This window comes from Clostridium sp. OS1-26, from assembly GCF_030915445.1.
In the GTDB taxonomy this organism is placed as follows: domain Bacteria; phylum Bacillota; class Clostridia; order Clostridiales; family Clostridiaceae; genus Clostridium_AM.
In genome coordinates, this window is the sequence record NZ_CP133264.1 from 2,387,973 (window position 1) to 2,414,693 (window position 26,721).

The 26,721-nt window shown below is 30.7% G+C and carries 25 protein-coding genes and 2 pseudogenes; 21 read left to right on the plus strand and 6 right to left on the minus strand.

The window, feature by feature from the left end; genetic code table 11:
* The 5 genes from pabB (at position 1) to RCG18_RS11665 (ending at position 4,286) form a co-directional block, all read left to right on the plus strand.
* Positions 1-1,350: an aminodeoxychorismate synthase component I gene (gene pabB, locus RCG18_RS11645; RefSeq protein ID WP_308041452.1), complete on the plus strand. Its 1,350-nt coding sequence runs from the start codon at positions 1-3 to the stop codon at positions 1,348-1,350.
* A gap of 63 nt (positions 1,351-1,413) precedes the next feature.
* Positions 1,414-2,172: an aminotransferase class IV gene (locus RCG18_RS11650; protein WP_308041453.1), complete on the plus strand. Its 759-nt coding sequence runs from the start codon at positions 1,414-1,416 to the stop codon at positions 2,170-2,172.
* Positions 2,173-2,295: 123 nt separating this feature from the next.
* Positions 2,296-3,105, plus strand: coding sequence for a dihydropteroate synthase (gene folP, locus RCG18_RS11655; RefSeq protein WP_308042012.1), 810 nt, complete (start codon positions 2,296-2,298; stop codon positions 3,103-3,105).
* A 238-nt stretch (positions 3,106-3,343) separates the two neighbouring features.
* Entirely contained in the window at positions 3,344-3,616 is a 273-nt protein-coding gene (locus RCG18_RS11660; RefSeq protein ID WP_308041454.1) for a hypothetical protein, read from the plus strand.
* A 340-nt stretch (positions 3,617-3,956) separates the two neighbouring features.
* Positions 3,957-4,286: a hypothetical protein gene (locus tag RCG18_RS11665; RefSeq protein WP_308041455.1), complete on the plus strand. Its 330-nt coding sequence runs from the start codon at positions 3,957-3,959 to the stop codon at positions 4,284-4,286.
* Positions 4,287-4,374: 88 nt separating this feature from the next.
* Here the strand turns inward: RCG18_RS11665 and RCG18_RS11670 are convergent, their stop codons facing one another.
* The 4 genes from RCG18_RS11670 to RCG18_RS11680 form a co-directional block, all read right to left on the minus strand.
* Positions 4,375-4,647 carry a hypothetical protein gene (locus RCG18_RS11670; RefSeq protein WP_308041456.1) on the minus strand — a complete coding sequence of 91 codons (273 nt, stop codon included), beginning with the start codon at positions 4,645-4,647 and terminating at the stop codon, positions 4,375-4,377.
* 265 nt (positions 4,648-4,912) lie between these two features.
* Complete coding sequence (gene rbr, locus RCG18_RS11675) at positions 4,913-5,419, minus strand: rubrerythrin (protein ID WP_374119134.1); 507 nt, start codon at positions 5,417-5,419, stop codon at positions 4,913-4,915.
* Positions 5,356-5,496: a ferritin family protein gene (locus RCG18_RS29010; protein ID WP_374119085.1), complete on the minus strand. Its 141-nt coding sequence runs from the start codon at positions 5,494-5,496 to the stop codon at positions 5,356-5,358. Before RCG18_RS29010 ends, rbr begins: the two co-directional genes overlap by 64 nt.
* A 282-nt stretch (positions 5,497-5,778) precedes the next feature.
* Positions 5,779-6,153 (minus strand): hypothetical protein, encoded by a 375-nt coding sequence (locus RCG18_RS11680; protein ID WP_308041457.1) that lies wholly within the window; start codon positions 6,151-6,153, stop codon positions 5,779-5,781.
* 605 nt (positions 6,154-6,758) lie between these two features.
* On the opposite strand from RCG18_RS11680, the gene RCG18_RS11685 reads away from it, so the two are divergent.
* The 8 genes and pseudogenes from RCG18_RS11685 (at position 6,759) to RCG18_RS11720 (ending at position 15,536) form a co-directional block, all read left to right on the plus strand.
* A complete protein-coding gene (locus tag RCG18_RS11685; protein WP_308041458.1) occupies positions 6,759-7,760 on the plus strand; it encodes a 2-hydroxyacyl-CoA dehydratase in 1,002 nt (333 codons plus the stop codon).
* 30 nt (positions 7,761-7,790) lie between these two features.
* Positions 7,791-8,552, plus strand: coding sequence for an acyl-CoA dehydratase activase (locus RCG18_RS11690; protein ID WP_308041459.1), 762 nt, complete (start codon positions 7,791-7,793; stop codon positions 8,550-8,552).
* Entirely contained in the window at positions 8,552-9,226 is a 675-nt protein-coding gene (gene queC / locus RCG18_RS11695) for a 7-cyano-7-deazaguanine synthase QueC (RefSeq protein ID WP_308041460.1), read from the plus strand. Before RCG18_RS11690 ends, queC begins: the two co-directional genes overlap by 1 nt.
* An 83-nt stretch (positions 9,227-9,309) precedes the next feature.
* A complete protein-coding gene (locus tag RCG18_RS11700; protein WP_308041461.1) occupies positions 9,310-9,801 on the plus strand; it encodes a QueT transporter family protein in 492 nt (163 codons plus the stop codon).
* A 205-nt stretch (positions 9,802-10,006) separates the two neighbouring features.
* Positions 10,007-10,749 (plus strand): annotated as a pseudogene (locus tag RCG18_RS29015) (ABC transporter transmembrane domain-containing protein); the annotation flags it as partial.
* The gene (locus tag RCG18_RS11710; RefSeq protein WP_374119135.1) at positions 10,738-11,700 is read left to right on the plus strand and encodes an ABC transporter ATP-binding protein; all 963 of its coding nucleotides are present in this window, start codon (positions 10,738-10,740) and stop codon (positions 11,698-11,700) included. The pseudogene RCG18_RS29015 and the gene RCG18_RS11710, both read left to right, overlap by 12 nt.
* An 11-nt stretch (positions 11,701-11,711) precedes the next feature.
* Positions 11,712-13,673 carry an ABC transporter ATP-binding protein gene (locus tag RCG18_RS11715; protein WP_308041464.1) on the plus strand — a complete coding sequence of 654 codons (1,962 nt, stop codon included), beginning with the start codon at positions 11,712-11,714 and terminating at the stop codon, positions 13,671-13,673.
* A 3-nt stretch (positions 13,674-13,676) separates the two neighbouring features.
* Entirely contained in the window at positions 13,677-15,536 is a 1,860-nt protein-coding gene (locus tag RCG18_RS11720) for a DNA mismatch repair protein (protein WP_308041465.1), read from the plus strand.
* A 96-nt stretch (positions 15,537-15,632) separates the two neighbouring features.
* On the opposite strand, the pseudogene bioB reads toward RCG18_RS11720, so the two are convergent.
* A pseudogene (gene bioB, locus RCG18_RS11725) lies at positions 15,633-16,621 on the minus strand (biotin synthase BioB).
* A gap of 397 nt (positions 16,622-17,018) precedes the next feature.
* Between bioB and RCG18_RS11730 the strand changes: the two are divergent.
* From RCG18_RS11730 to RCG18_RS11745, 4 genes are all read left to right on the plus strand, one after another.
* Positions 17,019-18,023: a DUF4352 domain-containing protein gene (locus RCG18_RS11730; protein ID WP_308041466.1), complete on the plus strand. Its 1,005-nt coding sequence runs from the start codon at positions 17,019-17,021 to the stop codon at positions 18,021-18,023.
* Between the two features lie 142 nt (positions 18,024-18,165).
* The gene (locus RCG18_RS11735; RefSeq protein ID WP_308041467.1) at positions 18,166-19,665 is read left to right on the plus strand and encodes a YjjI family glycine radical enzyme; all 1,500 of its coding nucleotides are present in this window, start codon (positions 18,166-18,168) and stop codon (positions 19,663-19,665) included.
* On the plus strand, positions 19,658-20,494 hold the full coding sequence (locus tag RCG18_RS11740; protein ID WP_308041468.1) for a YjjW family glycine radical enzyme activase: 837 nt from the start codon (positions 19,658-19,660) through the stop codon (positions 20,492-20,494). The genes RCG18_RS11735 and RCG18_RS11740 overlap by 8 nt, the downstream gene beginning before the upstream one ends.
* A gap of 123 nt (positions 20,495-20,617) precedes the next feature.
* The gene (locus RCG18_RS11745) at positions 20,618-21,112 is read left to right on the plus strand and encodes a dihydrofolate reductase (RefSeq protein ID WP_308041469.1); all 495 of its coding nucleotides are present in this window, start codon (positions 20,618-20,620) and stop codon (positions 21,110-21,112) included.
* Positions 21,113-21,201: 89 nt separating this feature from the next.
* On the opposite strand, the gene RCG18_RS11750 is transcribed toward RCG18_RS11745, so the two are convergent.
* Positions 21,202-21,420, minus strand: coding sequence for a heavy metal-associated domain-containing protein (locus RCG18_RS11750; protein WP_308041470.1), 219 nt, complete (start codon positions 21,418-21,420; stop codon positions 21,202-21,204).
* 221 nt (positions 21,421-21,641) lie between these two features.
* Here RCG18_RS11750 and RCG18_RS11755 point away from each other — a divergent pair, with 221 nt between their 5' ends.
* The 4 genes from RCG18_RS11755 (at position 21,642) to RCG18_RS11770 (ending at position 26,654) form a co-directional block, all read left to right on the plus strand.
* The gene (locus RCG18_RS11755; protein ID WP_308041471.1) at positions 21,642-23,162 is read left to right on the plus strand and encodes a hypothetical protein; all 1,521 of its coding nucleotides are present in this window, start codon (positions 21,642-21,644) and stop codon (positions 23,160-23,162) included.
* Between the two features lie 117 nt (positions 23,163-23,279).
* Positions 23,280-24,443: an iron-containing alcohol dehydrogenase gene (locus RCG18_RS11760; protein WP_308041472.1), complete on the plus strand. Its 1,164-nt coding sequence runs from the start codon at positions 23,280-23,282 to the stop codon at positions 24,441-24,443.
* 211 nt (positions 24,444-24,654) lie between these two features.
* A complete protein-coding gene (locus RCG18_RS11765) occupies positions 24,655-25,749 on the plus strand; it encodes a PfkB family carbohydrate kinase (protein WP_308042013.1) in 1,095 nt (364 codons plus the stop codon).
* Complete coding sequence (locus tag RCG18_RS11770) at positions 25,743-26,654, plus strand: pseudouridine-5'-phosphate glycosidase (RefSeq protein WP_308041473.1); 912 nt, start codon at positions 25,743-25,745, stop codon at positions 26,652-26,654. The genes RCG18_RS11765 and RCG18_RS11770 overlap by 7 nt, the downstream gene beginning before the upstream one ends.
* The last annotated feature ends 67 nt before the right edge of the window (positions 26,655-26,721 follow it).

Sequence of the window (26,721 nt, forward strand, 5' to 3'; positions counted from 1 at the left end):
ATGCAGGTTTTAGTTGAAGAAATAAAAACAGAGCTTGATGCTTTTGATATATATTCATTATTTAAAGAGGATAAAACAGCTGCAATTTTAGATAGTGCTATGGCATACGAAAATTTAGGAAGATACTCCTTTGTAGGTTTAAATCCTTTTACTACATTTAAATATGAAGAACAAACATGCACTATAAATGGAGAAAAGGTTAGTGGAGAACCTTTTGAAGAACTTAAAAATCTCATTAATACATATAAAGTAGAGAATAATACGGAACTCCCATATATAGCAGGAGCTATTGGATACTTCTCATATGATCTAGGAAGAACTATAGAAGAGCTTCCTATTATGGCTTTAGAAGAGATAAAAATACCTGATTGCTATTTTCAGTTCTATGATAATGCTATTGTAGTTGATAATCTAGAAAAGAAAGCCTATATTACTGGTTTAGGGATATTAAAGTCAAGTGAAAATAGTGTTGGAGAAATAAGAGGCAGAATATTAAAAGGGAATAGGGTTAAATATGATGAATTAAATAAAAGCGATACAGAATTTATATCAAACTTTGGTAAAGATGAGTACACAGATACTGTAGAAAAGGTTAGACAATACATAAGAAATGGAGATATATACATCACTAATTTAACTCAAAGATTTTGTTGTGATACAATAAAAGATCCTTATGAGGTTTATAAAAATTTAAGGCACATAAATCCAGCGCCTTTTGCAGCATTTATGAATATTGAGGACTTCAGCATTGTATCATCTTCACCAGAGAGATTCTTAGAGATAAAAAATAATGTTGTTGAGACAAGACCTATTAAAGGCACAAGGCCTAGAGGGCGCAGTCATGAAGAAGATTTAAAAAACAAGCTGGAGCTTATAAATAGTGAAAAGGATAAATCAGAGCTATTGATGATTGTAGACTTAGAAAGAAATGATTTGAGTAAAGTTTGTAAGCCTTTTTCTGTAAAAGTTACGGAATTATTCAAATTAGAAGAATACAGCACAGTATTCCACCTAGTGTCTACTGTAGTAGGAGAACTTAAAGATGAATATACGGCAGTAGATTGTCTAAAAGCTTGTTTTCCAGGGGGGTCTATAACTGGAGCACCTAAAGTTAGAGCTATGGAGGTTATAGAAGAATTAGAGCCTACAAGAAGAAACATATATACGGGATGTATAGGATATTTCGGATTTGACGGAAATGCTGACTTCAACATAGTTATAAGAACTATACTTATGAAAGACAAAAAGGCTTATCTTGGAGTTGGCGGAGGAATTACATGGGAATCTCTAAAAGAAGCGGAATACCAAGAAACTCTAGATAAGGCTAAAGCTTTAATGAGAGTGTTATAACTATAATTTGTAAAATAAAAATTATGTGGTTCTAGTATAAATTAAAAGGTGTGATAATACTTTATGATAGTTTTAAATGGGGAACTGATAGACGGACAAAAAGTTTTCTTAGATCAAGGTCTTTATTTTGGAAGAGGACTTTTTGAAACTATATTAGTTAAGAATAAGCCAGTGTTTCTTAAAGAGCATTTGAATAGAATAAATAATGACCTTAAAGTTATAGGGATTAACAGATGTATAGAAGAAGATGATATAATAGATGCGATAGATAAACTAAAATGCACAGATTGTGTTTTAAAATTAGTGGCTACAGAGAAAAATGTTATTTTTACTGATAGAAAAAGCAGTTATTCAAAAGAACAATATGCAAAAGGCTTTAGTGTGAAAATAAGTTCTACAAGAAGGAATCAGTATTCAACAATGACGTATTTAAAATCACTAAATTACCTTGAAAATATTTTGGAACATGACAAAGGCATTAATGAAGGTTATAACGAAGTATTATTTTTAAACACGGAAGACAAGTTGGCAGAGGGTAGCATTTCAAATGTATATTTTATTGAAAACGACAAGATATATACACCATCTGTTGATTGTGGGTTGCTTAATGGAACAGTAAGAAAATTCATTATAAACAATTTTGAAGTAGTAGAGGGAAAATTTCAAAAAGAAGATTTAATAACTTCTGATGGCATTTTTTTAACTAATAGCGTTATGGGAATTATGAAGGTATCAACTTTGTGTAATAAGGAGTTTCAAGATAATATTATCGTAGAAAATATAAGACAATACTATGAGAATTATATAAAAGAAAAATATTAACAAGGAGGGAATCTGGAGTATTAGTTGAGGGTTATAGGGTCACTTAGTGGTAAATTAACTTATACCTCATTTGCTTCCCTATATATAAAGCCACAGCTAGCCAGGAGTGCTATGACAAAAATAATGAGAATAGGAAAAAAAGACTTTGAACTTGGAAAAAGAACGTACATAATGGGGATACTTAATGTTACCCCAGATTCATTTTCTGATGGTGGAAGATTTAACGATATAGAAAGAGCAATAAATCACGCTAAGGAAATGGTAGCTGAAGGTGCAGATATAATAGATATAGGTGGAGAGTCTACAAGACCTAATCATGAGCCTGTATCAGAAGAAGAGGAATTAGAAAGAGTTATTCCTATAATTAGAGCACTGTCCAAGGAAATAGATATACCAATATCAATTGATACCTATAAAGGTAAAGTTGCAGAGATGGCAATAAAAGAAGGAGCCGCACTAATAAATGATGTTTGGGGATTTAAGAAAGATCCATATATTGTAGAAGTAGCTGCGAAGTACAATACGCCATGTTGCTTAATGCATAATAGAGACAATAGGAATTATAGCAACCTTATGGAAGATGTTTTAAAGGATTTGGAGGAAAGTGTAAACATAGCGTTAAAGGCTGGAGTAAAGCCAGAAAATATAATACTAGATCCAGGCATAGGATTTGCAAAGGATTATGAAGAAAATTTAATTGTAATGGATCATTTAGAAGAACTAAATAAATTGGGATATCCATTGCTTTTGGCAACTTCCAGAAAATCGATGATTGGAAATGCTTTGAACCTACCATCAGATGAAAGAGTTGAAGGTACGGTTGCCACTACTGTTATAGGAATTATGAAGGGATATGATTTTGTTAGGGTACACGATATAAAAGAAAATAAGAGAGCTGCAGTTATGACTGATGCTATAGTTAGAAGAAAGTAGTATTCAAACTAAGAAAAGGAGGGGGCACCCTCCTTTTAAATTACAAAATTTTAATACTGAAAATTAATTTATATACTTATAAATTAAAAGAATAAATAAGACCTATTTTGAATATAAAATATTGATAACTATTTCCACTATGAAAATTAGTACATAAATATCACAAATTAGCTGCATTATAAATAAATTAAATAATAATCTAAAATTATTTTTTAAATGGTAAAGGGGGTATTGATGTATGGACATACTTCAAGAGATAAATGGGCATGATCTTAGGAGAAAAGCTATTGATGAATTAATTGAAGTCCAAAATAAAATAATAAATGACTGCTTAGATAGATATAATTTTTATAAAGTTGAGCTTGAAAAAATAAATATATTGGAAAGTTTAGCAGGCAATATTATTGAGGGTGGAGAAAAAAGAAACAAATATACTTCAGAAATTGATGGTGCTCTAAAAGAGGCAAAACAAGCCATCAGTTTAAAAATAAAACTTGAAAATCTTAAATAGGTAATTAAGATTCTATAAAAAAACAAAACAACTCTTATGAGAGTTGTTTTGTATATGATATATTTAAATGGGGAGTCAAATAATTATAACAGTATAATACTGTTATTTTAATTTTAACCAAATTATAAAATATTATACATTATGTTATGTAATTAAGTAAAAAAGTCAGATAGAATAGTATAATATCTGACTTTTTATTTTAAATTTTTCAATAAGTAGAGAGTTATACTCTTCAAAATTGTATGGTATAAGCGAAATAGATAATATATAATTTTAAATAGTCTAGTTTTATAAATGAAAATAATTTTAAATGGTATGAAATAGTAATGAGAGGTACATAATGATACGTGAACAGTTAGAAGAAATTTTAAATTCCTTTATAGGCAAAAAAATTGTGATTAAAATGAATTCAGATTATTGTAGTTGTATAACTTGTATGCAGCTAAAGTCCATTGAATTCTCAGAAGGAGTTAAAAAGAGTAGAGTTAGCAGCAGTTTCATTAAATACAGCAATGTAAGCATATCAGATGAAAAGGGGAGATTTGTAATTGAATATGAAGATGTTGAAAATATTAAATATAAGGATACTGATAGAGGTCAATTTTATGAATTTCAATTAATATATAGAGATGGGACAAAGATTCAATTTTATTCTGAAGAAGTATTCTAAAAATATTAAGAGATAACTGAGGTATAAAACTCAATTATCTCTATGTAAAATTAGACATTGTTAATCAAGTTTATAATTATCCATGAGATTAATAGAATGGGTATGACATAAAAAATGGGAGATATGGATAATTATAATAACATGGACGATGGTGACAATAAGGATAATTGCGATAATAAGGACGATTATGATATTGTCTGAATTCGTCATCATCATCACTGTCATCATAATGTCTATACTTCATATGATCCTCACACTTACCTTTTTCTTTATAGTCCATTTCCATTGGCATCATATGAGCAGGAGAAACTTGTGATGGCATCATTTGCTGACTGTACATCATAGGACAACAATGCATCATAGGACAACACATTTCGTAATCATGTTTGCTGTTGTGATGATGTTTGTGACGAGTATCCTCTAAATTTTGATTGATTTCCTGATTAACATTTTGATTAGGGTCTTGGTTTTCATTTCGATACATGAATATACCTCCAGATAAGTAAACTACATTACTATAATATTCAGGAAGTTAAAAAAAGATTATAGGTTTCAAAAAATTTATTAAAAAAATATGAAGGATTATCAATAAATCCTTCATAAGAGTATGTTTTGATATGATTTTTTTAGTAATTTTCTACAAACACTTCAAAATATCCTTGTGGATGTGCACAAGCAGGGCATGCCAAAGGAGCACCTTCACCTTCATGGATGTATCCACAGTTATTACATTTCCATAAAACAGTTTCATTTTTTGTAAATGCTGTATTATTATTTAAATTATCAAGTAGCTTTCTATATCTAGCTTCGTGGTGCTTCTCTACTTCAGCTATTTTATTAAAAACCGCTACTACAGCTGGAAAACCTTCTTCTTCAGCAATCTTTGCAAATTCAGGGTAAAGGTCTGTCCATTCTTCATTTTCACCATTTGCGGCTGCAAGAAGATTTGTTTTAGTGTCTCCTAGAGAAACAGGGAATGTTGCATTTATTTCTACCGTTTCTCCTTTTAAGTCTTCGTTTAAAAACTTAAAGAATCTTTTTGCGTGCTCTTTTTCATTTTCAGCTGTTTCTATAAATAAATTAGAAATTTGTATATATCCTTCTTTTTTGCAACAGATGCGTAATATGAATATCTGTTTCTTGCTTGTGATTCTCCCGCAAATGCCTTCATTAAGTTTTCAGCAGTTTTTGTGCCTTTCAATGATTTCATAAAAATTCCTCCTTAAAATAGTATATATTTATTACATTCTACAAATATCTTATTTATACCTCTTAGTTTTCAGAAAATTAATAAAATAACGCATGAAAAGTACATTACATACACCATTTCTACAGCACTGAGATGGACGTAGGTGTTCGCTATTTTTCGAAGAAAATAGTAAAAAAATTATAACTGCAGCTTAAGCTGCAGTTATGTTTAGTTAATCTAGTGCGTACTAGATTAAATTTTTTATTAACGATGATGGTGGTAGTGGTGATATGGATAATATGGCTAATAAGGAGAATATGGATAATAAGGGTAATATGAATAATAGTAAGGGCGATGATGATATTGTCTGAAACCATCCTCATCATCTCTATATTTCATATGGTCCATACATTTACATTTTTCTTTATGATCCATGCTATATGGCATTGTTTGAGTAGGCATCATTTGAGCAGGGGAAACCTGTGATGGCATCATATGATGAGGCATCATTTGATGACCATACATCATAGGACAACAGCACATCATAGGACAACACATTTCGAAGTGCTGATATTTATGGTGACCATGATGGTGATGATGACGACGAGTTTCATCAAGATTTGGGCTAATTACTTCATTAAAATCTTGATTAGAATCTAAATCTTCGTTTCTGTACATTAATGTACCTCCATAAAATTCTTACACACAGTATTATAGTATGGATATAGATGAAAAATGTTACGGATTTATAAAAATTCTTTTGATATAATCTATATAAAAATTTTGATAGCCTCTCTGAAAAAGTGTTTGTTAATTTCAGATGTTTATTTATTTTACAAAAGATTAATAAAGTAAATAGTTATTTAACTTAGACGACACAAGAATGTAACAATTACCATTTATAATAATAATTGTCCTAAGTTAATAAATACTTAGAGGAAATAGCTGTCCCCTTATAATTAAATATATATTTGACAAAGGCACTAGTAAAAACACTGGTGCTTATTTTTTTTAAAGCAGGAAGGGTAGCCATTTGACAAACTTATGGAGGTATATTAAAATATACTAAGGTTTATAAAACTAAATAAGACAGTTCGTAACCATCCTGTCTATAAACAAAACTATGGAATTAACTATTAAGACTAGTAGATTGTTTGTATATGAGGGGCGGAGTGCCCCCTTTTATTTTTTGTTGGTCCTTTTAGTTTAATTTCGTATTTTTAGGGCGGGCTAAGCCCTTTTTTTATTGGTTAAATATGAACAATATCCCAATGAGGTGAACTATGAAAAAGATTGGAATAACTACTACAGTACCTATAGAAGTCTTAATCGCTGCTGGCTATGAAGTTATTGATCTAAATAATATTTTTGTTACATCAGAAAATTACTCTAAATATATTGATATAGCTGAAAGAGAAGGATTTCCTAAAAGCTGTTGTGCTTGGAAAAAAGGTATGTATGGAGTATGTGTTGAGCATGAAATAAAAGAACTGGTGGGAGTTACAGAAGGCGACTGCTCTAATACAAAGGCGCTGGAGGAAGTGTTAGATATGCAGGATGTTAAAATTTATCCTTTTGCATACCCTCATGGACGTAAACTAGAGGATGTTAACAGATCACTAGATAACTTCATGGATATGTTTGATGTAAATTTAAGTGATGTTGAGAAGGTAAGAAAAAGAGTAAATAATGCAAGAGCTAAGGCAAGAAAATTAGATGAGCTTACCTTTATTAATAACAAGGTGTCTGGTTTTGAAAACCACTTATATCAAGTAAGCTGCAGTGATTTTAATAGCAATGTGGATAAATTCGAAGAGGAACTTGGTAAAAAAATCGAAGAAATAGAGAAAAGAAGACCTATTGATAAAAAAATAAGACTTGGATATATAGGTGTTCCACCAATGACTTGTGATATATATGATTATGTTGAAAATTTCGATGCTCATTTTGTATACAATGAAGTTCAAAGAGAATTTGCTTTTCCAAGAGCTGATAAAGCGGAAAATATATATGAACAGTATTATGATTATACTTACCCTTATGATATTAAATTTAGATTAAAGGACATAAAAAAGCAAATAGAAGAAAGAAAAATAGATGGAATAATACATTATACTCAGGCTTTTTGCTACAGACAAATAGAAGACATAGTGATGAAAAAACAGCTAGATATTCCTGTACTTAATGTAGAAGGAGATAAGCTGAATTTTTTGGATGCGAGAACAAAGCTTAGGCTCGAGGCATTTTTAGATATGTTGTTAGACTTGAAAAAATTTCAAAAATAGATTAATGCAAATAATAAAGAAGGTGAAGATGTGAGAAGACTTGGTATAGATTTAGGAAGTAGAGAAGTAAAGTTGGTATTGTTAGAGGATAAAAAAGTGGTGAAAAAGTTTAAGATAAGTACTATGTCTTTTTATAGAGACTACTGCAGTTTCGATGAAAAAATAATAGTTAATCTTGACAAACTAGATGTAGGGCAAATAGATTCCGCAGTATCCACTGGTTATGGAAGAAATAATACAGATTTAAGTTTTTTTAATCCTATAAATGAGATAAAAGCCCATGTCTATGGAGTACTATTTCAAACAGAGCTTAAGGATTTTATTCTTCTAGATGTAGGTGGACAGGATGTAAAGGTAGTTAAGGTTGAGAAAGGAATCATAACAGATTTGGAGTTAAACGAAAAATGCGCTGCGTCCTGTGGAAGATATTTAGAAAATATGGCAAACCTTCTTGAAATGTCATTAGATGATATGTTTGAATACTATGAAAATCCAGTAGAACTGAACTCAACTTGTGCAGTTTTTTCGGAATCGGAGCTTATAGGAAAAATTGCTGAAGGAATTAGTATGGATAGGCTCTGCGCAGGTGTAAATTATTCCTTATATAAAAGATTAGAACCTTTGCTTAAAAAGTTTTATGGTAAGACGTTAGTTTTATCAGGTGGAGTAGCAAGAAATAATGCTTTAAAAACATATTTGAAAAAGGATTATGATGAAATAATAAATTTACAAGATGCTCAATTTAATGGAGCTTTAGGATGTTGTTATTATGCTGAAAGGATGGGATTGTAATGAAAAAAGCAGTAGTTTTGTTGTCTGGAGGCTTAGATTCCAGTACAGCAGTTTATTTAGCTAAAAAAGAAGGTTTTGAGGTTTATGCGATATCCTTCGATTATGGACAAAGGCACGATAAAGAGCTTAACTGTGCTAAAAATGTAGCTGAAAAAGCAGGAGTTAAAGAACATGTAATTGTTACTACTAACATGAATGTTTGGGGAGGTTCTGCCTTAACTGATAAAAATATAGAGATTTCTGAAGGAAAAGAGGATAGTAAAGACATACCAGTCACCTATGTTCCAGCAAGAAATATGATATTTTTAGCTTATGCTGCATCCTATGCAGAAGCTATAGGCGCTCAGGATATATTTATAGGTGTAAGCGAGGTTGACTACTCTGGGTATGTGGACTGTAGAGAAGAATTTATAAATGCTATGGAAAATGCAATCAATCATGGAACTGTTTGTGCGGTAGAACAGGGAAGAAAAATAAAAATACATGCCCCTTTTCTTAATATGACAAAGGCTGAGGAAATAAAGATCGGTATAGAGCTTGGAGTAGACTATAGTTTAACATGGTCCTGTTATAAGGGGGAAGCTTTAGCTTGTGGAACTTGTGATAGCTGCATGTTAAGATTAAAGGCTTTTAAAGAAGCAGGATATAAAGATCCTGTAGAATATAATTTATAGGGTTGCTAGACGGTCAGTTAAAAACCCTATATAAGGTTTCTAGGTTGAAAGTTAGTTTTTATGTAATTAAAAGGAGAAAGAATATGCAAATTAATGTTACGAAAGATAAAAATATATCTTCTATAAAAAAATTAGTTATTTCTGGACTTGTTATCGGAATGTATGTAATAGTTATGTGCTTAACTCAAAGTTTTGCCTTTGGACAATATCAAATTAGAATTGCCACTTCATTATATGCCTTAAGTGGAATATTTCCATTTTTAATTGTACCAATGGGAATAGCAAACCTTATTAGCAACACACTAATGGGGGGACTTGGAATTTTTGATATGGTTGGTGGAGCTGCAGTTGGAATGATGGCTTCAGGACTTGCTTATTTAATTAAGAAACTTAATCTAAATGACTGGTTCGTAACACTTCCTATAGTTTTTATACCAGGACTTGTAGTTCCAATTTGGCTATCACTTTTAATACATGTACCATATAAGGTACTAGCTATAAGTATATGTATAGGGCAAATTATTCCTGCAATAGTAGGGGTATTATTATTAAAACAATTAAGAAAAGTTTTATAAGATGATAGGTATTTAAAGTCTGTAGACAAGATTTGTTGTTTACAGGCTTTAATTATTTGAGAGTAAATTTATTCTTATGTTTGTTTACTACTTGGCACCAATTGGAATATAATTAACTTAAATATTATACAAGGTAGGTGACATGGTGGCAGGAAGAGTAAAAAATTTTATATTTAAAAATAGAATGAGATATGCAAAGGGAGCAATGGCTCTACTTTTAATAAATATTCTACAAGTTTCTATTCCAAGAATTACCGGGGAAATTATAGACGGTATTCAAATTGGGAATATAAATGCTAACAATGTTGGCATGTACTCATCTGTAATAGTAATTATTGCAATATCTATTTTTGCATTAAACTACTTGAGCAGACTACAGATAACTGGTGCATCTATGCTGTTTCAATACGAAACTACAAATTCAATATTTAAACATTTAGAAAAGTTATCTATGAGTTTCTTTAATAAAAGCAGTGTTGGAGAATTGATGGCACTTTCAGTAAACGATGTTAATGCAGTACGTTTAGCTTTAGGTAGAGGGGTTAACCTAATTATAGATACATTTTTCCTTATGCTTCTAAGTATAATAGCCATGGGAAAAACTATAAATATGAAGCTTACTATTATAGCTTTTTGCCTATACCAATTTTAATAGTTATAGTAGCAAAGTTTGGCGTTTTAATAAATAAAAGATTTAAAAAAGTTCAAGAATCTTTTGCTAGTTTAACAGAAAAAGTCCAGGAAAATATCGCAGGTATTAGAGTTATAAAAACCTTTGTACAGGAAAAAGATGAAATTGGAAATTTCAAGATAATAAATGAAAAAAATTATGAGACAAACTTACAATTGGTTAAGGTTTGGGGGATATTTTATCCTTTAATTGAATTTTTAAGTGCTATTTCTTATTTGATTGTATTGGTTTATGGCTCTTCTTTAGTGTTAAAAAAACAGATAACTATAGGAGACTTTATTGCGATAAACAGTTATATAGGAGTTTTAATAAGACCTATAAGATTTATAGGAAGTATTGTTAACATAATTCAAAGAGGGAAGGCATCAAAAGATAGAATAGAAAAATTGTTTAATGAAAAACCTGAAGTACAGGATAAATCAGATTTTAAAAGTGAGTTTGATAACCTTAAACTTAGCGGAAAGGTAGTTTTTAAAAACTTAAATTTTTCATATAGTAAGGAGTCTAAACCTGTACTAAAAAATATAGACTTAACTTTAGAACCTGGGAAAACTATAGCTATTGTTGGAAAGGTGGGAAGTGGGAAGTCCACCTTGGCAAATTTAATCTTAAGATTGTACAATCCTCAAGAGAAAGGACAGCTTACAATAGACAATATGGACATTACAGAAATACCTGTTAAGGTTCTCCGTGATAACATAGGATATGTACCGCAGGATAATTTCTTATTCTCTGAGTCAATAAAATATAATATAGCTTTTTCTCAAAGAGATTATACTATAAAACAAATAGAGGATGCAGCAAAGATAAGTCAGGTATATGATAATATAATGGACTTTCCAGATAAATTTGATACTATGCTTGATGAAAGAGGTGTGAATATATCTGGTGGTCAAAAACAGAGGATATCCATTGCTAGGGCTATAATAAAAAAACCTTCTATACTTGTATTAGATGATTGTTTATCAGCAGTTGATACAGAGACAGAAAAAAATATATTGGATGGATTAAAATATATTATAAAAGATTGTTCATGCCTGATTATATCTCACAGAGTTTCTAGTATAAAACATGCAGATGAGATTATTGTACTAGACAAAGGAAGCATAGTAGAAAGAGGTGCTCATGCAGATCTTATGAAAATAGGTGGGTTATATTACAGAATGTATGAAAAACAGATATCGCAGGAGAGATCTGAAAATTACTAAGGAGGATGTTTATGCCTAGAGGTTTTGGCGGTGGGGGATTTTCACAAGGTTCTTCGGGAAAAAGATTTAGAACTGACGAAAATAATCATAAAAAAGGTGATAGAGAAGCAACAAAAAAGCTAATAAAATATGTAGGTCCTTATTGGAAGTATTTTTTGCTGTCGCTTACGTTAATTCTTGTAGTATCAGCTGCTCAGTTAGCAAGACCTTATATTGTAAAAATAGTAATTGATGATTATATAAGAAAAGGCTTATCAGGTGCTTTAACAGTAAATCAATGTGAAGCAGGAATAAAATTCTTAGGCTTAATTTATCTTGTACTTATGCTTATAGAATTTATTTTAAGTTACTTTCAAATTTATATTTTGGAGCGTACGGCTAAAAAAATTATTATGAATTTGAGACAACAAGTTTTTAGCCATATACAAAAGCTTCCCATATCATATTTTGATAAAAATCCAATTGGGAAAATAGTGACAAGAGTTACCAATGATACAGATTCACTAAATGACATGTTTACAGATGTAGTAATAGGTTTTTTGCAGAATGTATTTATTATGATAGGGATAGTATTAGTCATGATAAGTTTGGACTTAAAGCTTACTGTAATATGTCTTTTGGTTACGCCGTTAATGTTTGGAGTTACACTTTTGTTTAAAAAAAGGGCAAGAAGAATTTTTGGTGAAATAAGAAATAAATTATCCTCTATAAATGGCTTTTTATCAGAGCATATATCTGGTATGAAAATTATTCAGATATTTAACATGGAGGACAAAAAATACAATGAGTTTCAAAATATAAATGAAGAATATTACGATGCAAACTTAAAGCAAATCATACTTTTTGGTGTCTTTAGACCCTTCATGGATGTAGTAAAAACCTTATCATTAGCACTTATATTATTTTATGGAGGTACAAGGCTCATTAAAGGAACCATAGAAGTAGGAACTCTTTATGCTTTCATTAATTACATAAATAGATTGTTTCAGCCTATTATTGAGCTTACGGATCAATATAACACATATCAGAGCTCCATGGTTTCTTCTGAAAGAATATTTGGTATACTAAATGAGAAAATTGAGGATGAGCATAGTGATGGATGTAATTTAAATAAGGCAAAAGGAGAAATTGAATTTAAAAATGTGTGGTTTGCTTATGAATCTGAAAACTGGATTTTAAAGAATCTTTCTTTTAAAATATTACCTGGACAATCTGTTTCTTTTGTAGGTGCTACAGGAGCGGGGAAAACAAGTATTATAAACTTGCTTTGCGGTTTTTATGAAAATCAGAAAGGTGAAATACTTATTGATGGCATAAATATAAAAAATATAAAAACTGAGGAGCTGAGAAGAAATATAGGATTAGTACTTCAAGATGTATTTTTATTTGCAGGAGACATTGAAACTAATATAAAGTTATTTAATAAAGAAATATCATTAGAAGATGTGAAAAAAGCCGCTCAATATGTAAATGCAGATTATTTTATAGAAAACTTTAATGATGGATATAAACATAAGATTAATGAAAAAGGAACAACTCTTTCAATGGGACAAAGACAGCTTATTTCTTTTGCTAGAGCATTGGTTTTTAATCCGTCAATTTTAGTTATGGATGAGGCTACTTCAAATATTGACACAGAAACAGAGGCAATAATTCAAGAGGCTTTAGAAAAGCTTATGAAAAACAGAACCACTATTGCAGTAGCACATAGACTATCAACTATAAAGAAGTCTGATAATGTTATTGTTTTGCATAAAGGAGAAATAAAAGAAATAGGAAAACATAAGGAACTTATGGCCAAAAAGGTTTTTATTATAGTCTTTACAAACTGCAGTATGAGAACTTATAATAAACCAGGTGTTAATTTAAATATATTTAATCTTTTATTCTTGCACTTACTTTCTAGTAGGTGTATTTTTTTATATATAAGGTACTTACCAAGTTTTAGCATATTTGCCTTAAAGGAGGAATGAGGTTTGATATCAGCACTAAAAAAATATGAAAAGAGAAAAGCTCAGTATAATCTATTACTTAAAAAGCAACAGAAACGTATAGATAAGATAAGCACCTTACGACTAGTTATTTTTGTACTAGGGCTTGCAATTTTAATAGGAGCATATATCTTGAGAAGGTATTACTTATTTGATTTATTGGTTCTAGTAGTAATTGTTCTATTTTGTTATTTAGCCTATTTACATAAAAGTATAGAAAATAAAAATAAGTATATAGCTGCATTATATGAAGTAAATGAAAGCTCAATAAAACGATTAAAGGGAGATTGGAAACTTTTTGAAGATACTGGCGGAGAGTTTATAGATGAAAATCATAATTATTCATATGATCTTGATATTTTTGGTAGAGGTTCTTTATTTCAATGGATAAATGTAGCTCGTACTTATATGGGAAGACAAAAGCTTAAAGAGATGTTAACAGAAAAACCTCAAAACGAACAGAACATATATTATAGGCAATCTGCAGTTAAAGAACTTGAGAAAAAAATATATTTTAGACAGAGACTTGAGGCAGAAGGAAAAATAATCAACAACAGTCAGAATCTTAAAGAGCTTTTTTTATGGATAAAAGAAAGAAGTAACTATATATTAAAAAAGCAAGTAATTTGGAGCTTAAGAATTTTTTCAATGGTAACTGCGATAACTACCTTAACCTTGGTGATTAGAATAATTGATTATGTACTGGCTGCTCTATTAGATATTGATAGAAGTGCTCCAAAAATATTTTATTTAATTCCTTATTATATTCCTATTCTTCTTATTTTGATTCAATGCTTTATTTTAAGAATAAAAAGAGAAGATAGAATAAAAAATTTAATTATTGCTGAAAAATATAACGATAACATAAAAACATATAGAAATATGATTAGACATATAGAAAAGCATAAATTTAAATCAGAGTATATTTTAAGTTTATGTGAAAAACTTTACGATAATGATGGCCTAAGTGCGTCTAAACAGATAGATGTTTTTTCTAAAATCTGTGAATCTATAGCAAACAGACGTAATATGCTATATCCTATTTTAAATTCCATTCTCATGATAGAATATCACTGGGCTATTTCTATTGAAGAATGGAAGATAAAATCAGGGAATGATTTTGAAAATTGGCTTAATACAATAGCTGAATTAGAAGCTTTATGTAGTATTGCGGTTATCAAATACGATAATCCCAATTGGAGTATGCCTAAGATTGTAACTGGACCCTCAAAGATTATAGCTAAAAATATGGGACATCCACTTTTAGGGGAAGAACGGGTATGTAATAACTTAAAGCTAGAGGAGCCCTATCAAGTTATGCTTATAACAGGTTCCAATATGTCTGGAAAGAGTACATTTATGAGAACTGTGGGAATTAATATTGTATTAGCATATGCAGGAGCTCCTGTATGTGCAGATGAATTTTATTGTACTATTATGGATCTATATAGTTGTATGAAGGTAAGTGATGATTTAGGTCAAAGTATATCTTCCTTTTATGCAGAGATATTAAAAATTAAAAATATTGTTAAGGCTTCAAAAGAAGGAAAGCAAGTACTATTTTTATTAGATGAAATTTTTAAAGGAACTAATTCAAGAGATAGGCACACTGGAGCTATGATTTTGGTAAAACAATTAAGTAAAACTGGAAATCTAGGCTTTGTATCCACTCATGATTTAGAGTTAGGTGAGTTGGAGAATTATAAAAATTCAAAAGTTAAGAACTATCATTTTTCTGAATACTATAGAGAGAATAAAATTTATTTTGATTATAAATTGAAAGTCGGAGTTTCACCTACAAGAAATGCTGTATACTTAATGAAGTTAGCTGGCATTGAAATATAAGAAAACAATGAGGCGAAGTAATATTTTTTATTAAGGTTAATGAAGAACAGAAGTCTGTCAATAGAGTTTATACAAACTTGTTGACAGACTTCTGTTTTATGCTCTATTAAAATACTCATCTGTGCCTACTTCCAACCCTAAATTCTCTATCATTTTTATATCCTCTGCAATTTTATTCCCCGAAGTAGTTAGATAATTTCCGGTGATAGTAGCATTGGCACCTACTTTAAAGCAGTTTTCTCCAAAGCCCTCTAAAAGATTTCTTCCCCCAGCTAATCTAATATAAGCCTTAGGATTTATAAATCTAAAAATAGCTATGGTTTTTAATATTTCCTCCTGGGACAATGGAGGAGTGTTTTCTAAAGGTGTGCCTTTTATAGGATTTAGCACGTTAACAGGAATAGATCGTATTTCTAACTTTTGAAGCTCTAAAGCTAGTTTTATCCTGTCCTCCATGGTTTCACCCATGCCTATAATTCCACCAGAACAGATCTTTAAGCCTGCTTTTTTGCATTATTTATAGTCTCTATTCTTTCGTCATAAGTATGGGTTGTACATATTTTTTCATAGTACTCTCTGCTGCTTTCTAGATTATGATGGTACATTGAGATTCCTGTCTTTTTTAATTCTACAAGTTCTTCGTAACCTATTATTCCTAAAGAGGCACAAAGCTTTATCTTTACATTTTTTCTAAGGTATTTATATATGTTTAAGGCTTTTTTTAAGTCCTCCCACTGTAGCCCTCTGCCGCTAGTTACAAGTGAAAATCTATTTACTCCTTCTTTTTCATTTTCTATTGCCAACTTTAAAGCCTCTTTTTCATCTACCATGCTGTATTCTGCTACATTGGTATGGTAGTGGGCTGACTGAGCACAATATTTGCAGTCCTCAGAACATCTTCCTGACTTTGCATTCATAATGGAGCATAAATCCACTTTTCTTCCATTAAATTTATTACGGATTCTATCTGCTGCTTTAAATAGTTCTTCTATATTTTCTATCTTAGAAAGCATAAGGGCTTCTTCAAAATTAATTTTTTCACCTTCAGTTATCTTCTTTTCTAATTTTAAAATTAAATTTTCCATGCTATTCTCTCCTAATTAAGCTTTATTTAGTTTCAAACTGGTAAAGTAGCTAAGATAAGCTTTGCTAAAATAATCTCGGTTACTTTACTTTTAACTATTGTTAACTGATTAAAGTAATTTTAGTTAACAATTAAATGATACAAAACCTATTAAATTTTGTCAATTAAATATTGGTCTAGTATAAATTTTAGTCAAGCCATTAATTAAAAAAAATAAAATTAGAATTTAGAGAAGAATTTGCATCAGTAGAAATGAAAAGATCAATATAGGATGATTTTTAAAGTTATATTTGAAATAAGAAAGAATATGTAATAATTGTGAGGAATTTAAGGAAAAATATAAGTAAGGGTATGGAAAATATATACACATTACTTTGATGATACAGAAGGAGGAAGCCATGAGGAAGAAAATTAGAAAACTATTGTGCATTTCTATTTGTCCTATAGTATTAATAGCTTTAATTGGTTGTGCAATAAAACCCGATACTACAATAAATAATTTCTTTGATGCACTTAAAAAATCTGATATTCAAACAGCCTCGAAGTATTTATCAAGAAATGATTTAGCAAGTGTGGGAGGTTTAAAGTTTGATAGACCTGAATATGAGAGACTTGCTAAACTAATATTTTCAAAATTAAGTTATCAAGTAATATCATCAAATACTTCTGGGGATACAGCCATAGCTAAAACAAAGATTACCTCACCAGATTTGAATAAAATCAGTGGGAAAATGGTAACGGATATATTCCCAGGCTTGTATAGCAAAGCGTTAAATGGTGAGCAATTGACGCAAGACAAGATAAACCAGTTAATAGAGCAGTACTACACTAAGAATCTCAACGAATCTTCAGTTCCCACTTTTACCAATGATGTGGATATAAAACTTGTTAAAAATAAAGATAAAAATATGTGGCTTATAGAGCCAAATGAAAATTTAGCAAATGCAATGACAGGAAACCTATTTAAAGCATTTAATCCTATGACAATAAATAATAGTACTAGTATCAGCAAGAATTCAGAAGGAAAAATATATGGAATTAATGAGGAGGCTAGAATAGGCAGTACTTCTATTACAATAACTAACTTTCAAAAGTCTTTTGGAGATGATTATATAAAAGCAGGGCAGGGGAATGAATTTATAATAGTTACCTTAAAGGAAAAAAACATTGGAAGTGGTAATATAGACTATAATGAAGCATTTTATCAGCTTCAAAATTCAAAAGGACAGATAAAAAGTCCAGCTCCAAAGGGTTTTAATAGAAGACTAGACTCGGGAAGTTTGGTGCCTGGAGGAGAGGTAGATGGTACAGTAACCTTTGAAGTACCTAAGGATGATCCTCAATTAAGCCTTATATACAATCAAGCTTCAAAGCCTGTATTAAAATTTAGATTAAACTATTAAAAATAAAGATTTCTTCAGAGAATTGTACTCTGGAGAAATCTTATTCACTTAATATTTTGGAAAATAAAGACTTTGCAAAAATACGATAATAATTATAAAATAATAATAAGTAAAAAATAATTTTAGTTGGAGTTGAAATAATATGGAAAATACTTTAAATGTAATAAAAGATAAAACGTTAACATACGAGCAAAAAGTTTTAACTCTTGCTCGAGAGGCTGAAGCCAGCCTAAATGTACTGAATATAAGTAAAGAGGTGCAGGGCTTAAGAGATGAGGGTATAATTTGTGACTTAAATGAAGGAAATGCCCCATACAGACCAAGATATATAGTTCCTGATTATGAAAAGTTTATGAAGCAGGGTAGTGAATTTCTAGGTTTAGAGCCTGCAAAGGATATATGGGAAGCAACTAATAATTTATTGATATTGTACAAGCATGTTCCTTCAATTACTGCTATGCCTGTATATATAGGAAATATTGATACGTTGCTTGATCCATTTATAGATAATGAAGAAGAAGCATACAAGGCAATAAAATTATTTTTATTGCACATAGATAGAACTATAACTGATTCCTTTTGTCATGCTAATATCGGACCTATAGAAACTAAAGCTGGAAGAATAATATTAAAAGTTCAAAGAGAACTTCAAACAGCTATACCTAATATAACTTTAAAGTACAGCAAAGATACTTCCGATGATTTTGCAGCAGACGCAGTAAGTACAGCATTAGTTACAGCAAAGCCAAGCTTTGCAAATCATGAGATGTTTTCTGAAGAATTTAATAAGTATGGTGATTACGGTATTGCAAGTTGTTACAATGGATTATATATAGGGGGAGGAAGTTATACATTAGTTAGATTAAATTTGGCTGGATTATCTAAAAAAGCTAACAGCGTAGAAGAATTTATAAATAATACGCTCCCAGATGCTATGTCAAAAATGTCAGATTATATTGATGAGAGAATAAAGTTTATTGTAGAGGAAAGCTCATTTTTTGAAAGCAGCTTCTTGGTAAAGGAAGGCTTAATAAGTCAAGATAGATTTTCAGCTATGTTTGGGATGTTTGGATTAGCTGAGTGTGTAAATACTTTACTAAAAGCAGAAGAAAAGAAGGATAGATTTGGACATAGCGAATGTGCTAATAAATTAGGAATTTCAATTATTGATAAAATGTATGAAATAGTGAACAACAGAATAAATCCATACTGTGGTGCAACTGACAATCACTTTTTATTACATGCTCAGGTAGGAATTGAAACAGATAAAGGCACAAGTCCTGGATGTAGAATACCTATTGGTGAGGAGCCAGAACTACCTGTTCATTTATTGCAAAGTGCTAAATTCCATAAATACTTCCCATCGGGCATAGGCGATATATTCCCTTTTGAAATAACAGCGAAAAATAATCCTAAAGCTGTATTGGATATAATAAAAGGTGCCTTTAGAGAAGGAATGAGATATTTCTCATTATACTCATCAAATAGCGATGTAATAAGAATAACAGGATATCTAGTAAAAAAATCTGATATAGAAAAGTTAAATAGAGGAGAACAGGTACTTCAGGACACAGTAGCCCTTGGACTTGGAGCTGTGAAAAACTCAAGGATACTTGAAAGAAAGGTAAGAGATAATGTCTAAAGGACTAGTAAATAAAATTATTCCTTTTAGTATGGTAGATGGACCAGGAAATAGGATGGCTATATTTTTTCAAGGATGTAATTTTGACTGTCTATATTGCCATAATCCTGAAACAATAAAAAGATGTGCTCAGTGTGGAACCTGCTTATTCAGCTGCAAATTTGACGCTATATCTATGGTAGGTGACTCAGTGATATGGCAGGAAGAAAAATGTAAGGATTGTGGAGAATGTATTAAGGTATGTAAGAATAGTTGCGGCCCTAAGACAAAAGCAATGAGTGTAGGTGAAATATTACAAGAAGTTATAAAAGTTAAGCCATTTATTTCAGGGATAACCGTATCAGGAGGAGAATGCACTCTTCAAAGTAAGTTTTTAGTAGATTTATTTGAAAAGGTAAAAAAGTTAGATCTTACAGTATTCGTGGATACAAATGGATCTACAGATTTTAGTAAGAATAAAGATCTTGTAGATCTAATGGATATGGCAATGTTAGATATAAAATCCTTTGATAGGGATGAACACATAAAGCTAACAGGAAGAGACAATGATATAGTATTAAAAAATGCAGAGTATCTTGCTGGCATAAATAAGTTATACGAGGTTAGAACTGTAATAGTGCCAGGTGTTTTAGATAATTTTAATAATGTAAATGAAATAAGCAAACTTATAGCATCATTAAATCCTGAAATAAGATATAAGCTTATAAAATATAGACCTATTGGTGTACGTACGGATAAAATAGAAGCTGTTCAACCTAATGATGAAATGATGGAAGAGCTTAAGGTTATAGCTATCAAGAACGGATGTAAAAATATAATTATAGTGTAATATAAGAGGCTGCTGGAAAAAGTAATCCAGCAGCTTTAACTTTATATTGAATATGAGTAGTAAATAAAACATTTAAGAGATAAAATATATATAATAAAGTTATTTTGAAGCGGAGGAAAGAAAATGTTAAGTTTTGTTGTTGCAATATCAAATAATAATGTTATAGGATTGGATAACAAAATACCTTGGTATTTACCAGATGATCTAAAGAAATTTAAAGAAATTACAACAGGTAAAACTAAGACAATGATTATGGGAAGAAAAACCTTTGAATCTCTTCCGCAGATATTACCAGACAGACAACACGTGGTACTTACAAGAGATAAAAATTATAAGTTGGATGATAACAGAGTTACTATAGTTAATAATGAAGAGGATTTAGAAAAATATATTAAGGATGAAAAAGAATATTTTGTAATAGGTGGAGAAGAAATTTTCTCATTATTATTTCCATATACAAATAAGATGTACATAACTGAAATAGATGCAGACATATCGGGAGATACCTTTTTTCCTAAATACGATGAAAAGGAATGGAAGGTTGTTGAACTGAAAGAAGGTAAAATTGACGAAGATAATAAATATGTACACTTGTTTAAAGTTTTAGAGAGAAAGTAGAAAATATATATAAGGAACCCAACCAGAAAGTTAACTTATATCCCGGAGTATAGGTTAACTTCCGGCCTAGTATCTCTATATTTCAAGATTTATTTTGTATTTTCAGAAGTTATATCATAACCAGTGTGTCTTATGCAGTGTTCTATTTGTCCAGGGCTAGCTGGCTCATTGTATTGTATTTCAATAGTTCCCCTAGCGAGATCTACAGCCACATCTTGAACACCTTCAACTTCATCCAAGGCGTTTTTTACTTTAGTTTTACTTTGGGTTCCTGCTAAGCCAGATACATTATAATGTAGTGTTTTCATAAAAATTCTCCCTTCAAGCATAATAGTATATTTCAAATATAGTATTACAATAAAGAAAAATTTTATCCGGTGACTTACCTGCTCTAATATTCAAAATGAAATTCAAATAAAAATTTTTGAATTCTAAATATAAATTATAGATAAAGGTTAATATACATTTGTAAATATTATATACACAAGTTAATTCTAATCTTCTAATAAATTTTAATAGGAGTGATAAAATGCCGGAGAGATACTGGCCTGAAACAGTAATTTTATGGGGTGCGGGAGCTACTAAATCACTTGGATTATATGCAACAAAGGAATTAATACAGCTAGTAATAAAGATTAATAAAAATGACTTTTCATTCTTAGAAAATAAAAACGAAAAATTAAAAAATGCTTTTAAAAAACTGATAATGGAGGATTTAACTAAAGACTCTAAGCTATCAAAAATATATGATTTAAAGGCATTAGCAACTATTATAAATACTAATACTAAATTAAATATGCATGAGCTTTTTACAATGCTGGATCAGCTAATAGACAATGGTATGGGGTTCAATGCATTTTGTAATGGCAAAACAGAGTTTTTAAGGGTTGAGAGAATTATTGGTGCTAAAAGATGCTTAATTCTGCTTATTGAAGAACTAGAAAGACTTAGCGTACAAAGTCGCCCAGGTTACATGGACGAAGAACTTGTAAATCCATACTATCAATTTTCAAAAATTTTGACAGAACTTATGAAAGAAGAGGCTAAGTGCTTTGAAGATAGGGGGTACAGAAGAGATACAAGAAGATTCTATCTTTACTCCTATGCAATAGTATCCTTTAACTGGGATCCAATACTTCTTTGGAATATTTTTAATGCTCATAAAGAAGAAAATGACAATCCTATGAACATGAAGGATGGATTAAAACTTAGACTATTTGATGACTTCGGCACTAGAATAGCATCAACAGAAATTGGAAAGGACGAATCGGAAATATGGTATACCTCTGATGAGTCTCAATGCAAAAGAGTTAATGATTATAAATATCCATCCAGAATAGTAAGGATAGGAAAAATATTATTCCCTCATGGTGTATTTGGTTCAAGGATATGTCCTGAGTGTGGAAAATATATAACTACCTTTGGTGCTAAATGGGATAGGCTGTCTACTGAAGTTTTTGGACCATCAGTATTTGGAGGACTTCAGAAAAACTGGAAGTATAAAACTAAGAAAGAATGTGAATATAGAAGAGGAGCAATTGAATGTCCTTACTGTGGTCAAGTAACTTATCCATATGATATGCCTTTAATAATGCAGACTTTAGCTAAAAAAAGAAGTATACCTCCTTTAGAAGAAATAAAAACTGAAATGGGACTGTTGATGAAAAATGCAAAGCATATTATCTTTGCTGGATATAGTTTACCTTTTGATGATATTATGGTAAAAACCTTTTTTATGTCTTCTATTTCTGGAAATGATAAAAGTAAATTAAAATGCACTGTAGTAAACTTCGATGAAAATTATTCAAGTGACGTAGAGTGGCTAAAAGATGAAGAAATAGAGAAGTATATAAAATCAAATAAAGATAAGTCAGTGGTGGAATGCATAGAAAATGTTTGTGATATATTTAATATTCAAAATGTAAGAATATCTCTTAAGGGTATACCAGATGTATTTATGGAAAATGGAAAATGTAGTAAAGCTAAGATTATTGAATTATTATATCCTAAAGAGTATTTTCAAGAAGGTTTTCCTGTTGAAAGGGATTAAGAAGATAAATTAGGAGTAACCTTATAGAAACTATAAAACTAAAAAGTACTGTATTGAAAGGATTTTTTCACAGAAATATAATTAATATAATAAATAAACAAAAGGAGAAATGCGAAAATGTTAAACTTTAATTATGATATTCCAACAAAGATTTTCTTCGGAAAAGACCAAATAAATGTTTTAGGAGAGCAAGTAAAGAAATATGGCTCTAAAGTTTTATTAGTATATGGAGGAGGAAGTATAAAAAAGAGTGGGCTATACGATAGGGTAGTAGAAATACTTAACAATGCAAATATACAATTTTTAGAGCTATCAGGGGTAGAGCCTAACCCTAGAATTACAAGTGTAAGAAAAGGAGCAGAGCTTTGTAAGGGAAATAACATAGATTTTATTTTAGCTGTAGGCGCAGGAAGTGTAATTGACTGTGCAAAGGTTATTGCTGCAGCTAATTACTATGATGGAGATCCATGGGATTTCTTAACTAGAAAAGCACAAATACAGAAGGTGCTGCCTATTGGTACAATACTTACTCTTGCAGCAACAGGTTCAGAAATGGACCCATTTGCAGTAATAAGTAATTTAGATACAAATGAAAAACTAGCAACAGCACATCCAGATATGTCGCCAAAATTTTCAATCCTAGATCCAACATATACTTTTACTGTTCCAGCTAGTCAAACGGCAGCAGGAACAGCGGATATAATGAGCCATATTTATGAAAACTATTTTAGTAATACTAAATCTGCTTACCTTCAAAGCAGAATGGCAGAAGCAATGCTTAAGACTTGTATAAAATATGGCCCTATAGCATATAAGGAACCTGAGAACTATGAGGCAAGAGCAAATTTAATGTGGACTTCAAGTTTGGCAATCAATGGATTGATAAGTTATGGCAAAGAAACTGAATGGTCTGTGCATGCTATGGAGCATGAATTAAGTGCATTCTACGATATAACTCATGGTGTTGGTTTGGCATTGTTAACTCCTCACTGGATGAAATACATCTTAAATGATGATACAGTAGATGGCTTTGTTGAGTACGGAGTTAACGTTTGGGGACTTGATCAAGAAAGAGATAAATTTGAACTAGCTAACAAGGCCATTGATATGACAAGAGAATTTTTTGTTTCCTTAGGTTTACCAACAAAGCTCCAAGAGATTGGGATAGATAGAGAAAATCTAGAAACAATGGCTAAAGGTGCAGTAAGATATGGTGAGATAGGAAACTTTGGAAAGCTAAACGCTGAGGACGTGTTAAAAATATTTGAATCAGCACTATAAAAATAAGGCTGAAGAAACTTTAAAGTTGAGTGATTGAATAACATAGCTGGCTTACAGGAAAACTAACTATGAAATTGCTCTGATAAGTTTTTTCAGCTTTTTATTTTTTATGGTTGCAAAATATATCACACTATGTTAATATAAACATAAGTTAAGTTAATAAGCAAAAGTTAAGAAAATGAATAAGATATTTAACATTGAGGGGATTTTTATGACTAATAGAGAAGAAGAAATTTTAAGGCTAATTAAACAAAATCCAATGATAGCACAGAAAGAGCTTTCTGATGCTTTAGGTATTACCCGTTCTTCTGCTGCAGTGCATATAACAAACTTGATGAAGAAGGGATATATCAAAGGCAAAGGCTATATATTGAATGAAGAACCCTATGTTTGTATTGTAGGTGGTGCGAACATTGATATTCAAGGCTTTCCTAATCAGAAGCTGATTACCAAGGATTCTAATCCTGGAGTAGTTAAAATATCTCTCGGTGGTGTAGGTAGAAATATAGGTGAAAATCTTAAAAAGCTTGGGTCAGAAGTTAAACTCATTACGGCTTTGGGAGATGATGTATACGGAAGTAAGATACTAGATGAAGCAAGATATATAGGAATGGATATGCAGCACTCTCTAATACTTGAAGGACAATCTACTTCTACTTATTTATGTATACTCGATGAAGAGGGAGATATGCATGCAGCTATTGCATATATGGATATCTTTGAAGGCATGACAGCGGAGTTTATACAAAAGAAGAAACATGTAATAGAAAATTCCAGCATATGTGTTGTTGATACAAATATTCCTGAAGAAACTATAGAATATATTGTTACAAGCAATAGAGATACAGAATTTTTTCTAGATACAGTATCTACGTCAAAAGCAAAAAAGGTAAAAAATATTATTGGCAATTTCCATACTATTAAGCCAAATAAAATTGAAGCTGAAATTCTTTCAGGTATAGAAATAAAAAGCAACGATGATTTAAAAAGATGTGGAGAGTATTTTTTAAACCAAGGCATAAAAAGAGTATTTATTACTTTAGGAGAAGAAGGGGTTTACTATAATGACGGCATAGATGAAAATATAGTAAAGACACCAAAAATTAAGGTAGTAAATGCAACAGGTGCAGGGGATGCATTTGTAGCAGGACTTGTTTATGGTAAAACTAAAGATTTTACAATAGATTATTCAGTAAGATTTGCTATGAGCGCTTCTATATTAGCTTTGTCTCATAGCAATACTATAAATCCTAATATGTCACATGAAAATGTAATTAAAAAAATGGAGGAGTTAAAATTATGTTAGAAAAATACTTAGATATAAAACCAGAGGTAAAAAAGGCATTGGAAGAAGGAAAGCCAGTAGTAGCATTAGAGTCTACAATAATATCACATGGTATGCCATATCCTAAAAATGTTGAAACAGCAAAGAAAGTTGAACAAATACTAAGAGATAAAGGCGTTATGCCAGCAACAATTGCTATACTAAATGGAAAATTAAAAGTAGGAATAAATGATGAAGAGCTAGAACACTTAGGAAAGAGCCAAAATGTGCTTAAGACAAGTAGAAGAGATATACCATTTATAGTTGCTAAGAAATTAGATGGAGCAACTACAGTAGCAACTACAATGATAATAGCTGCACTTGCGGGAATAAAAGTGTTTGCTACAGGTGGTATTGGAGGAGTGCACAGAGGAGCGCAAGAAACTTTTGATATATCAGCTGACCTTCAAGAGTTAGCTCATACAAATGTGGCAGTAGTTTGTGCTGGTGCAAAATCAATATTAGATTTAGGTTTAACTTTAGAATATCTAGAAACTAACGGGGTACCTGTAATAGGATTCGGCACAGAAGAATTGCCAGCATTCTATACTAGAAAAAGTGGTTTTAAAGTAGACTATAGAGTTGATTCTGCAAAAGAGATAGCTGATACAATAAAAGCAAAATGGGATTTAGGTCTAAATGGAGGACTTGTAATTACAAATCCAATTCCAGAAGAAGATGAAATGGATTATGATACAATAACTAAAGCAATTGAAGATGCAGTAAAGGAAGCTGAAGAAAAAGGAATAAAAGGTAAAGAATCAACACCTTTCTTACTTGCTAAAATAAAAGAAATAACAGGTGGAAATAGCTTAGAATCAAATATTAAGCTTGTTTACAATAATGCAAAACTTGCTGCTGATGTAGCCTTAGAATTATCTAAATAATGACGGTGATTGTGCTTTAAAAAACAATTAAAGCACAATCATTTTTTATTTTTATAATTATTAAAAT

What these genes read in the sequence shown, in the direction of transcription:
- pabB (WP_308041452.1), top strand. Translation starts at nt 1, where the DNA reads ATGCAGGTTTTAGTTGAAGAAATAAAAACAGAGCTTGATGCTTTTGAT.
- RCG18_RS11770 (WP_308041473.1), top strand. Translation starts at nt 25,743, where the DNA reads ATGTTAGAAAAATACTTAGATATAAAACCAGAGGTAAAAAAGGCATTG.
- RCG18_RS11715 (WP_308041464.1), top strand. Translation starts at nt 11,712, where the DNA reads ATGCCTAGAGGTTTTGGCGGTGGGGGATTTTCACAAGGTTCTTCGGGA.
- RCG18_RS11745 (WP_308041469.1), top strand. Translation starts at nt 20,618, where the DNA reads ATGTTAAGTTTTGTTGTTGCAATATCAAATAATAATGTTATAGGATTG.
- RCG18_RS11730 (WP_308041466.1), top strand. Translation starts at nt 17,019, where the DNA reads ATGAGGAAGAAAATTAGAAAACTATTGTGCATTTCTATTTGTCCTATA.
- RCG18_RS11700 (WP_308041461.1), top strand. Translation starts at nt 9,310, where the DNA reads ATGCAAATTAATGTTACGAAAGATAAAAATATATCTTCTATAAAAAAA.
- RCG18_RS11750 (WP_308041470.1), bottom strand. Translation starts at nt 21,420, where the DNA reads ATGAAAACACTACATTATAATGTATCTGGCTTAGCAGGAACCCAAAGT.
- RCG18_RS11650 (WP_308041453.1), top strand. Translation starts at nt 1,414, where the DNA reads ATGATAGTTTTAAATGGGGAACTGATAGACGGACAAAAAGTTTTCTTA.
- RCG18_RS11685 (WP_308041458.1), top strand. Translation starts at nt 6,759, where the DNA reads ATGAAAAAGATTGGAATAACTACTACAGTACCTATAGAAGTCTTAATC.
- RCG18_RS11765 (WP_308042013.1), top strand. Translation starts at nt 24,655, where the DNA reads ATGACTAATAGAGAAGAAGAAATTTTAAGGCTAATTAAACAAAATCCA.
- RCG18_RS11680 (WP_308041457.1), bottom strand. Translation starts at nt 6,153, where the DNA reads ATGTACAGAAACGAAGATTTAGATTCTAATCAAGATTTTAATGAAGTA.
- queC (WP_308041460.1), top strand. Translation starts at nt 8,552, where the DNA reads ATGAAAAAAGCAGTAGTTTTGTTGTCTGGAGGCTTAGATTCCAGTACA.
- RCG18_RS11670 (WP_308041456.1), bottom strand. Translation starts at nt 4,647, where the DNA reads ATGATGCATTGTTGTCCTATGATGTACAGTCAGCAAATGATGCCATCA.
- RCG18_RS29010 (WP_374119085.1), bottom strand. Translation starts at nt 5,496, where the DNA reads ATGAAATCATTGAAAGGCACAAAAACTGCTGAAAACTTAATGAAGGCA.
- RCG18_RS11660 (WP_308041454.1), top strand. Translation starts at nt 3,344, where the DNA reads ATGGACATACTTCAAGAGATAAATGGGCATGATCTTAGGAGAAAAGCT.
- RCG18_RS11735 (WP_308041467.1), top strand. Translation starts at nt 18,166, where the DNA reads ATGGAAAATACTTTAAATGTAATAAAAGATAAAACGTTAACATACGAG.
- RCG18_RS11755 (WP_308041471.1), top strand. Translation starts at nt 21,642, where the DNA reads ATGCCGGAGAGATACTGGCCTGAAACAGTAATTTTATGGGGTGCGGGA.
- RCG18_RS11740 (WP_308041468.1), top strand. Translation starts at nt 19,658, where the DNA reads ATGTCTAAAGGACTAGTAAATAAAATTATTCCTTTTAGTATGGTAGAT.
- RCG18_RS11760 (WP_308041472.1), top strand. Translation starts at nt 23,280, where the DNA reads ATGTTAAACTTTAATTATGATATTCCAACAAAGATTTTCTTCGGAAAA.
- RCG18_RS11665 (WP_308041455.1), top strand. Translation starts at nt 3,957, where the DNA reads ATGATACGTGAACAGTTAGAAGAAATTTTAAATTCCTTTATAGGCAAA.
- folP (WP_308042012.1), top strand. Translation starts at nt 2,296, where the DNA reads ATGAGAATAGGAAAAAAAGACTTTGAACTTGGAAAAAGAACGTACATA.